Origin of the sequence: Algibacter sp. (genome assembly GCF_049667265.1) — a bacterium.
In the GTDB taxonomy this organism is placed as follows: Bacteria; Bacteroidota; Bacteroidia; order Flavobacteriales; family Flavobacteriaceae; genus Algibacter_B.
Genome location: NZ_JBATHX010000121.1, coordinates 1 through 9,384 on the forward strand (window position 1 = coordinate 1; position 9,384 = coordinate 9,384).

At 34.5% G+C, this 9,384-nt stretch carries 10 protein-coding genes and 2 pseudogenes; 2 read left to right on the forward strand and 10 right to left on the reverse strand.

Annotated elements, in window-relative coordinates:
- Positions 1-5 precede the first annotated feature (5 nt).
- Both WBN21_RS04265 and WBN21_RS04270 read left to right on the forward strand, forming a co-directional pair.
- The gene (locus WBN21_RS04265; protein ID WP_424198059.1) at positions 6-173 is read left to right on the forward strand and encodes a DUF6500 family protein; all 168 of its coding nucleotides are present in this window, start codon (positions 6-8) and stop codon (positions 171-173) included.
- A complete protein-coding gene (locus WBN21_RS04270) occupies positions 173-397 on the forward strand; it encodes a VF530 family DNA-binding protein (RefSeq protein ID WP_424198051.1) in 225 nt (74 codons plus the stop codon). Before WBN21_RS04265 ends, WBN21_RS04270 begins: the two co-directional genes overlap by 1 nt.
- 65 nt (positions 398-462) lie before the next feature.
- Here the strand turns inward: WBN21_RS04270 and WBN21_RS04275 are convergent, their stop codons facing one another.
- The 10 genes and pseudogenes from WBN21_RS04275 to WBN21_RS04320 form a co-directional block, all read right to left on the reverse strand.
- Entirely contained in the window at positions 463-783 is a 321-nt protein-coding gene (locus WBN21_RS04275; RefSeq protein ID WP_424198052.1) for a hypothetical protein, read from the reverse strand.
- A 74-nt stretch (positions 784-857) separates the two neighbouring features.
- Positions 858-3,563 (reverse strand): chondroitinase-B domain-containing protein, encoded by a 2,706-nt coding sequence (locus WBN21_RS04280; protein WP_424198053.1) that lies wholly within the window; start codon positions 3,561-3,563, stop codon positions 858-860.
- A 215-nt stretch (positions 3,564-3,778) separates the two neighbouring features.
- Complete coding sequence (locus tag WBN21_RS04285; protein WP_424198054.1) at positions 3,779-4,231, reverse strand: tRNA (cytidine(34)-2'-O)-methyltransferase; 453 nt, start codon at positions 4,229-4,231, stop codon at positions 3,779-3,781.
- Complete coding sequence (locus WBN21_RS04290; RefSeq protein ID WP_424198055.1) at positions 4,221-4,445, reverse strand: hypothetical protein; 225 nt, start codon at positions 4,443-4,445, stop codon at positions 4,221-4,223. The genes WBN21_RS04285 and WBN21_RS04290 overlap by 11 nt, the downstream gene beginning before the upstream one ends.
- A gap of 1 nt (position 4,446) precedes the next feature.
- On the reverse strand, positions 4,447-5,529 hold the full coding sequence (locus WBN21_RS04295) for a T9SS type A sorting domain-containing protein (protein WP_424198056.1): 1,083 nt from the start codon (positions 5,527-5,529) through the stop codon (positions 4,447-4,449).
- A gap of 63 nt (positions 5,530-5,592) precedes the next feature.
- Positions 5,593-6,357 (reverse strand): tryptophan synthase subunit alpha, encoded by a 765-nt coding sequence (trpA, locus tag WBN21_RS04300; protein WP_424198057.1) that lies wholly within the window; start codon positions 6,355-6,357, stop codon positions 5,593-5,595.
- 117 nt (positions 6,358-6,474) lie between these two features.
- A complete protein-coding gene (gene trpB, locus WBN21_RS04305; RefSeq protein WP_424198060.1) occupies positions 6,475-7,656 on the reverse strand; it encodes a tryptophan synthase subunit beta in 1,182 nt (393 codons plus the stop codon).
- A 48-nt stretch (positions 7,657-7,704) separates the two neighbouring features.
- A pseudogene (locus WBN21_RS04310) lies at positions 7,705-8,316 on the reverse strand (phosphoribosylanthranilate isomerase); the annotation flags it as partial.
- A complete protein-coding gene (gene trpC, locus WBN21_RS04315; protein ID WP_424198058.1) occupies positions 8,313-9,098 on the reverse strand; it encodes an indole-3-glycerol phosphate synthase TrpC in 786 nt (261 codons plus the stop codon). The pseudogene WBN21_RS04310 and the gene trpC, both read right to left, overlap by 4 nt.
- Positions 9,099-9,178: 80 nt before the next feature.
- Positions 9,179-9,384: pseudogene (locus WBN21_RS04320) on the reverse strand (anthranilate phosphoribosyltransferase); the annotation flags it as partial.

Consider the following 9,384-nt stretch of genomic DNA (forward strand, 5'->3'; position numbering starts at 1 on the left):
AGAAAATTGCAGCAAAAGGCGACCATGTAGGCATATCATTCTATGCGTTTTTTAAAAACAAAAATGATAACCCAGAATTATTAATGGAAGCCGCCACTTGGTGGATAGAAACTAATAAGTTAGACCACTTCGAAAAAGCAGTAAAAATTAAAAGCTTAGTTGAAAATTTATAATGGAATCGCAACCAAACAATCCGTTACATGGCATTAAGTTAGAACAAATTATAAACGATTTGGTGGCACATTATGGTTGGGAATATATGGGTTACACTATAAAAATTAAATGTTTTACTGATAATCCATCTGTGAAGTCGAGCTTGAAATTTCTACGACGAACACCTTGGGCAAGAACAAAAGTGGAGAACATGTATTTAAAGATGTTGAAGAATAAGAAGTAACAAAGCAATAAAATAAAAAGGCTCAAGTTAAAACTTGAGCCTTTCGCATTTTTGTGTTTTATAAACTATTCTTGTTTATTTTTTTTCTTGCCTTTTCCTTGTCCTTTGCCTTTTTTCCAGTTTTCTTTTAATTCAGCTAAAGTTACCGCACCATCACCATCAGCATCTAATCTTGCATAATTTTTTTCTAGTTTTTCAGCAGGAACTTCATTTTTTCTTTTAGCCGATTTAAACTCATCTAAAGAAATTGAACCATTGTTATCTGCATCAAAACGTTTATGCATTTTTTCAAAGTTTGGTTCTTTTTTTTCTTGTGCAGACATAGTAAAAGAACAAGCAAATAATCCTAGTGCTAAAGCACCCAATTTAATAGTTTTAGATTTCATAATGTTTTATGATTAATAATTACAAGCATTAAGACTATTTAAATTTAAAAAGGTTTAATCAAGTTGTTTTTATTTTAATGTGAAACAATAATCATTTTAGAAACGGTTTGAAAGTTATCATTTGTAAAATTCAAAATATAAGTTCCGTTTGAAAATAATGATGTATCGATATCTAAAGAGGTATCATTAATCACTTTTTCAAAAATTTGTCTGCCATCTAAGCTATAAATTTTCATTTTGCTAAGTGCGTTGTTTAAGCTTTTAACATGCAATGTGTTTTTTGCTGGCATCGGGTAAAGCAAAATACTATTTTTTAAATCTTCATCTGCAACGGATAAACTAGAAGAGCCATAAAATTCTATTTCTCCAACGGCACTCCATTGGCTTGTTCTGGTATCGCCAGCGCTGTTAAATCTTCCGAAACCTAATAATTTTACGTAACGGGCTTCTGCAGTAACTTCATACTGATTATAATCTGTCGTACTGGTTGCAGTTAATATTAAATCGCCAGTTGTTGGTAATACCATAGAGAAATCTGCTTCTTCAGTTCCTGTGGTAGAAACCCATATTTGATAACCAAAAGGATCGGATTTGCTTGTGGTTGTAAATTGAATTAATTTCAAGTCATAGTTGCCACTTAAATCATAAATAATATATTCACCATCACCTTTATAGTCACCAGCTTGAACAGCATCATCATCAGCAGCCCAAACGGTGCCTTCATCTTTATCTAAAGTGTTGGATGCATAATTTGTTTTACCACCAGTATCTTCTTGTTTTGAATATGAATGAATTGTTACAGGAGCTCCTAATGTTCCAGAGTTAATAAGGTCGTACAAATCGGTTAAATCTGCACCTTCCTGAACTACTGTTAATGTTCTTACAATATCATCGCCACCTGCATCTTGTGTAAAGGTTACGGTACCAGATCTGCTACTTGTATCGGCATTTTCAGTTACAGAAACCCAAACCGTTGCATTACCAGAACCAGCGGTTGTGTCGATACTAATCCAAGAATCGTTAGATTGAGCAGTCCAGCTTACATTGGCAGCAACTGTAACATCGTAACTAGCAGCAACTGAAGGTAGCGTTGATAAACCACTAACTGTTAATGATTCACTCACTTCAATAGTACAATCACCGGTAGTGATACTAGCTCCAGAATAATCAAGAAAACAAGCCCCAATGCCGTAACCAACCATAGCATCAGTTGTGGGCGCATAAGCTCCCATATCAGCACCTTTTCCAGCTGAACCAGTTCCAGAGAAAGTGAAAATTTCACCATCTGCAGTAGCTGTAATTCCTGTTTCTTCTGAAAAACCAGCATTTGTTTCGCCTAAAGTCGTTCCCGTGTAAACGTTTCCATTATAAGTTAATGTTGCTCCGATGTTTGCATACGAAGTTGGCTCATCACCTGAAATTACAGGTGTTATATTGGCGTTGCCAGCTTCAAAATGAATTAAGTTATTCTCAACCATTCCTTTTACATCATTACCGTTGTCTGTGTTAACGTTATAAAACAAAGGTGCATTGGTGTTCATAATCGTATTGTTTGAAACAATAATACCTTCAGTTTTTTGATAGCCATTTGAAACATTATCAGAAGCACAATCTGCATCAGCATTGGCGCCACCACCAATAAATGTTATGCCGTTATTCCATTTTGCAAAATCATCAACTGTAATACAATCTTGAATATAATTATTGGTAATGGTGTGGAAACTATCTGAAATTCTAATACCTCCTGTTCCATCAACATTTTCACCTAAAAAGTAATTCCCTTGAACGGTAGCATAAGAACCATGACGCAGCACTAAAGATCCTCTACAACTTCTAAAAGTATTGTTTGTATAGGTGTTGCCTTTACTTTTATTAGTGATAATTTCATTTTCGCCATCAGACTTAACAAAATAGTTGTTACTAATTGTTGCATCACTATTTACCATTTGGTAGGAGCTTGTTCCCATTCGAATGGTTTCACTATCTCCCGCATTTGATAACTCATCACCATTGGCTTTTCTTCCATATAATTCTGTCACTTTTTCAAAATTATAGAAATAATTATTCATTACAGTATGGCCAACTGTTAAACAGCTTGTGTTTACCTCTGGTTCGCCGTCAGGTACATTTGGAAATGCATTATATGCATACTCTCCAAGAACTATAGCCCCAGCACTCACTTTATTCATAAATGAACAATTAATAACCGTATTATAAGTACCATATAAAACAATCCATCTGTGTTTTGGAATTTGCTCATCTAATAAATCTTCTGCTAACTCACCTGGTTCTATTCCCAATCCATCAATGGCACAATTTTGAATGGTACTATGGTGTGCGTAATTATCACCATTTCTAAATTCGATAAAATTACTGGCACCATATCCACCTTGCCAATATAAACCATCTACTACTAGGTATTCACCAGTTGCAATTATGGCTCCTGTGGTACCATCTGTTTCACCGCCAATAGTTAATCGAGGGCCACCAGTAAAAATTACACCTCCTGGGGTTTCTGCTCTAAAAACAACAGGGTTTTCTGCTGTACCAGAACCAAGAAATCTCATGCGTTCATCGGTTGTGTAAACACCATTTTTTAGAATTATTTCATCTCCTGGTTGGTATATCACATCCCTTAAGGCTTCAGGGTCGTCAATATTATAAGTCATGTTTTGAGAAAACACACTATAATTACAAATAAAAATTAATATAAAGAGGCTCGTTTTAACAAGAGATCCTTTAATAAAAACACTTTTTGTTAGAGTAGTTTTTTGTTTCATTTTAATTTAGTTTTATTTAAAAAAAATTGGTTAACCAATCTGGTTGACTAAAAATAAGGTATAAACTTATTTTTTCAATAAAAAAATAGTTGAAATGTAATTATTATAGCTTAGTGGTAATGTATTTGGTAAGAGCTTATAAAGAAGTGTTAAAGCAAAGTATTCTTTTGTGGGAAAAGGTGTTTAAATTTAAAAATACGGTGAGTGATTTTTATTTAATTTAAAGGTTTTAATCCTTCATATACAACAATGCTTACTGCATTTGCAAGATTTAAACTTCTTACATGCTCGCTAAAAAGTGGAATTTTATAAAGTTTATCTGCATGTTTTTCGAGAATCGGTTTTGGAAGCCCCACAGATTCTTTTCCAAAAATTAAAAACATATCATTTTCAAAAGGAATATCCCAATGGTTTAAAGTACCATGACTGGAAAGAAACGCCATGTTTTTGTCTTTATTGATTGAAAAGAATTCTTCAATATTTTCATAATAGGTAACCGATAAATGTTGCCAGTAATCTAGTCCTGCTCGTTTTAATCGTGCGTCGCTAATTTCAAAGCCAAAGGGTTTAACAAGATGTAAATGTGAGCCTGTTGCTAATGCTAACCGACCTATGTTTCCAGTATTATTTGGTATTTCGGGTTCTATTAAAACAATATTAAGCGGCATTTTTTTTAAATAATTTTAGCATGATTAACCCAACTAGTAAAACGAAAGGAAACCCATGCATAATTAAATCAAACCAATCCATAAATTGCATCCCTTTTGCACCTCCTAAAACCCATTTTAACTTTCCCCAAATATGTGGTTCAGGGAAAAACGGAGCTAGCCCTAGCGTTAAGCAAAGTAATATAGCGAATTTTAAATCTTTAAATATTATCATGTTATTTTATAACGAGCTTTTCCGTTTGTGTTTTGAGGTTGTTTTTATAAAAAACGACGTGGTAGGTTCCCGTTTTTAATTTGGAGGTATTAAACGTTTTTTGAGTGTTTTTTGAAGTTAGTTGTTGCCCAAGGTTATTATAAATTATATAATAATCATAGGCGTTTGATTTTTTGGAAATAAAAGTGACTTCCTCTTTCGAAGGATTTGGAACCATTTTAATGGCATTGGTTTCAATATTAGATATATTAGTTGATAACGTACCCACTTCTTCAATACTAAAATCTGCAAATAATACTTCCTCATCCCTTAAGTCAGAGGGACTGTTTAAACTTCTGTAAATACCCCATTTAGGGCGTACAAATTCAGCATCTGTTTGCCAGTTTTTTACAGTATTATCCGAATAGCTTAGTAATATGGTCTGGTCACTTACTCTTTTTATTTCTATAGCATAAGTGCCTGAATCTGGACTAGCATTTGTGCCAAATTTTATAGATTCTGTAGCTTCGACCCATTCGCCTTTAAAATCAGATAGAGGAACCTGTATTAATGTGGTTTGCGAATTCGTTTCGGCATAGCGTAATTCTAGTCTGTCAGGGCTAGATTTACGTGCGGTTAAGGTATACATAGGCATACTTTCATAAAGTCCGCCTACAGATTTTAATTGGTGTAAATGAGTAAAATTTGAAGACACCTGAAAACCAACGTCCAATTTAAATTTCCATTTGTAAATGACACTTTCGCCTTCAATACCTTTTAAATTATCTGGCGATTTATCGTATGTTTTTATTTCGTTACGTTGGCGATCTGTAGAACCATTACATCTATCTGTATCTGTGGCAACATGAATATAAAATCTAAAAACATTAATGCCTAAGGTAGTATCAAAAGGTTCATCAATATGCTGAAAAATAGGAGTGTGGCTACAATCTGGTTCTTCAACAGCATCGTATCCTGGTGCAAGAACCGAGTTTATTAAATCATAGGTTTGCATGCCACCAGCACCATCAGAATTAAGCGTAACTTGAGCATTAATTTGTGTGATTGAAAATAGTATTGCTACTAAACAGAATATTGATTTCATAGCGTTTTAATAATTGGTTAACCAATTTGTCTTACCAAAGATAGTCAAATTAAACTATAAAATCTATTTCAAAATAGTTTTCACAAATGCTGATTCAGAGCCAGTTCCATGGTTAGTAACGTGTTTTACAAAAGCACTACCAATTATAGCACCTTTGGCATATTGTGTAGCCTGTGTAAATGTTTCATTATTACTAATTCCGAAACCTATTACCTGTGGGTTTTTTAAGTTCATTTTGGCAATGCGCTTAAAGTATTTGGTTTGCTCATTTCCAAACCCAGATTGCGCTCCAGTTGTACTTGCGCTACTTACCATATATATAAATCCGTTCGAAATAGAATCGATGTATCTAATTCGTTCATCGCTGGTTTGAGGCGTAATTAAAAACACATTGGTTAGTCCGTGTTTTTCAAAAACAGCTTGATATTCCTCATGATATACATCAACTGGTAAATCTGGAATAATTAGACCATCAATACCAATTTCTTGACATTTTTTACAAAAAGTCTCCACACCGTATTGAAACATGGGGTTAAAATAGCCCATAATAATTAATGGAATATTTACTGTTTTACGAATGTCTTTTAATTGATTAAAAAGGACTTCGGTAGTCATGCCATTTTTTAAAGCAGCTGTTGAACTTGCTTGAATGGTTGGTCCGTCGGCCAATGGATCACTAAAAGGCAACCCTATTTCAATCATATCTACACCATTTTTTTCTAAATTCTGAATGATGCTAACGGTATCGTTAAGGTTTGGGTAACCGGCTGTAAAGTATATGGACAATAACTTTTTGTCTTCTTGTAATTTTGTTTGAATACGATTCATTTTTTATTATTGTTTTTGGCGTTACCACAAGGGTCGGGCTTTCACTACTCGCTCCCTCCTGCGTCGGGGAGCTCAAACATGCCGTTCAATCCCTAACGCGGTAGTAACGTATTCAATTTATATTTTAAAGTAATCTATATAATTTTGTAAATCTTTATCACCACGGCCAGATAAACTCATAACAACTATATCGTTTGGTTTAAACGTTTTATGCTTAAAAATAGCTAGTGCGTGCGATGTTTCAATGGCGGGAATGATGCCTTCTAGTTTCGAAAGTTCCAAGCCAGCATCCATAGCATCGCTATCAGTAATTGCCATAAATTCTGCGCGACCTGTTTTGCATAAATGTGCATGCATCGGGCCTACACCAGGATAATCTAAACCTGCCGAAATCGAGTAAGGCTCTGTAATTTGTCCATCTTTAGTTTGCATTAACAAGGTTTTACAACCATGAATAATACCTTCTTTTCCTAAAACAGATGTCGCTGCACTTTCACCAGAATCTATACCTAATCCGGCAGCTTCAACAGCAATAATTTTAACATCTGGTTCGTGTAAGTAGTGGTAATAAGTTCCCGCAGCATTACTTCCGCCACCAATACAGGCCACAACATAGTCTGGGTTTTCACGACCTTCCTGCTCTTTTAATTGCCATTTAATTTCTTCTGAAATGACTGATTGAAACCGTGTTACCATATCTGGATATGGATGCGGACCAATGGCCGAACCAATTATGTAATGTGTATCCACAGGGTTGTTAATCCAATCGCGGATGGCTTCGTTGGTAGCGTCTTTTAAGGTTCTGCTTCCTGATAATGCAGGAACCACTTTTGCGCCCAGCATTTTCATTCGGGCTACGTTTGGCGCTTGTCTTGCGATATCAATTTCACCCATGTAAACAATACATTCCAGACCCATTAACGCGCAAACTGTTGCGGTTGCAACACCATGTTGACCAGCACCTGTTTCGGCAATAATACGATGTTTACCTAAACGCTGAGCCATTAATATCTGACCAATAGTATTGTTGATTTTGTGCGCTCCGGTATGGTTTAAATCTTCGCGTTTTAAATATATTTTGGTGTTATATTTTTCTGAAAGGCGTTTAGCAAAATAGAGTGGGGAAGGGCGCCCTACATAATCTTTTAAAAGTTGATCAACCTCTTTTTTAAAATCAGGTTCTGCCATTATTTTTAAATAGTTCTGGCGTAATTCTTCAACATTTGGATATAGCATTTCTGGGATAAATGCGCCGCCAAATTCGCCGTAATAGCCTTTTTCATTTACGTTATAATTCATAATATTTGTCATTCCTGCAAAGACAGGAATCTTTTTAAATTTTTCTATTAACTCAATATTTTTTAATCCTGGTTCAATTTCAAATTTGCTATTTACATCTAAAGCATAACAGTATTTTGAGGCTTTACTTTTTACAAAATTCTTTATATCTTCAATTTCGTTTAAACCTATCCCGCCGCTTAAAAAAAATGGCTTTGTTGATGGATAATTGCTTAATACATTCCAATCGAAAGTATAACCATTGCCTCCTGGTAATTTTCCTTTGGTATCAAAAAGGAAGTAATCGCAGGCATCTTCATAATGTTTTAAAACCTCAAAATTGAATTCGTCTTTTATGGAGAATACTTTGAAAATCTCAAGAGGTGCTGAAACAAGTTCAGCATGACGATTTTTTAAATCGTCACAATATTCAGGAGATTCCTCTCCATGTAATTGAACCGCTTGTAAATCGTGTTTGTTAATCTTTTCGAGAACGAAGTTTAAATCAGCATCAACAAAAACACCTGTTTTTTTAATAGATTTTTGTAACTCAGGAATGCTCTCTGCATCAAAGTTTCTTGCAGATTTTTCATAAAATATGAATCCAAGATAGTCTGGTTGCAATGCTGCAACGTGTTCTATATTATCTTGATATTTCATGCCGCAAACCTTTAATTTCATCCTTCTAAAGTTTTAATAAACGTTGTTGCACTTGCTCCTGGGTTATCCGTTTTCATAAAGTTTTCACCTATTAAAAAACCTTGATATCCGTAGGGTTGTAACTCTTTTATAGCCTCAATACTGCTAATGCCACTTTCTGATACTTTTACAAAATCATTAGGAATCAGGCTGCTTAAACTTTTACTTGTTTCTAAACTAACATCGAACGTTTTTAAGTTTCTGTTATTAACACCCAGCATATCTAAACTTGGCATGATAGATTTGTGTAATTCTTCTTCATTATGAACTTCTAAAAGCACATCTAAATGTAAACTTTTAGCAAACTCCGAGAATTGTTTTATTTCGTCTCTTGATAGAATAGCTGCTATTAAAAGAATAACATCAGCGCCATAAGCTTTCGCTTCTAATAGTTGATATTCATCAATGATAAACTCTTTTCTTAAAAGCGGAAGATTACAACTTGCTCTTGCTGTTAGTAAATCGTCTAAAGATCCTCCAAAATATTTTCCATCGGTTAAAACTGACATACCACAAACACCAGCTTTTTCATAGCCTTTTGCTACATCTTGAACGTTTAATCCGTTATTAATAACGGACTTTGATGGCGAACGACGTTTATGTTCTGCAATAATTCCAGATTTACTATTGCGTAAGTTGTTAGCCAATGAAACAGTTTGTCTTTCAAATAAAACTGATTGTTCTAATTGAGAAATAGGTATTAGCCCTTTTCTTAGAGCTACTTCTTTGCGTTTGTCAAGTGTTATTTTATCTAGTATGTTCATGTTTCAGTCTTCTGTCTTCAGTCTTCAGTCTTCAGTAAACAGAATGACTGCCTACTGTAAACTGATTACTGCCTACTTTTTTATCTACTTAACTCAATCAATTTTTCTAAACTCGTTTTTGCTTTTCCGGAAAACAAAGATTCCTTCGCTAATTCAAAACCTTCTTTATGCGAAATTTGTTTTGACGTTGCAATAGCTAATCCTGCATTGGCACAAACCACATTGTTTTGCGCTTCGGTTCCTTTTCCATTCACAATGTTTACAAATATGTTTGCTGCATCTTTTA

Bases quoted from the DNA above. Each gene is read 5' to 3' on its own strand.
- WBN21_RS04270 (WP_424198051.1), top strand. From the start codon at position 173: ATGGAATCGCAACCAAACAATCCGTTACATGGCATTAAGTTAGAACAA.
- WBN21_RS04275 (WP_424198052.1), bottom strand. From the start codon at position 783: ATGAAATCTAAAACTATTAAATTGGGTGCTTTAGCACTAGGATTATTT.
- WBN21_RS04280 (WP_424198053.1), bottom strand. From the start codon at position 3,563: ATGAAACAAAAAACTACTCTAACAAAAAGTGTTTTTATTAAAGGATCT.
- WBN21_RS04285 (WP_424198054.1), bottom strand. From the start codon at position 4,231: ATGCCGCTTAATATTGTTTTAATAGAACCCGAAATACCAAATAATACT.
- WBN21_RS04290 (WP_424198055.1), bottom strand. From the start codon at position 4,445: ATGATAATATTTAAAGATTTAAAATTCGCTATATTACTTTGCTTAACG.
- WBN21_RS04295 (WP_424198056.1), bottom strand. From the start codon at position 5,529: ATGAAATCAATATTCTGTTTAGTAGCAATACTATTTTCAATCACACAA.
- trpA (WP_424198057.1), bottom strand. From the start codon at position 6,357: ATGAATCGTATTCAAACAAAATTACAAGAAGACAAAAAGTTATTGTCC.
- trpB (WP_424198060.1), bottom strand. From the start codon at position 7,656: ATGAATTATAACGTAAATGAAAAAGGCTATTACGGCGAATTTGGCGGC.
- trpC (WP_424198058.1), bottom strand. From the start codon at position 9,098: ATGAACATACTAGATAAAATAACACTTGACAAACGCAAAGAAGTAGCT.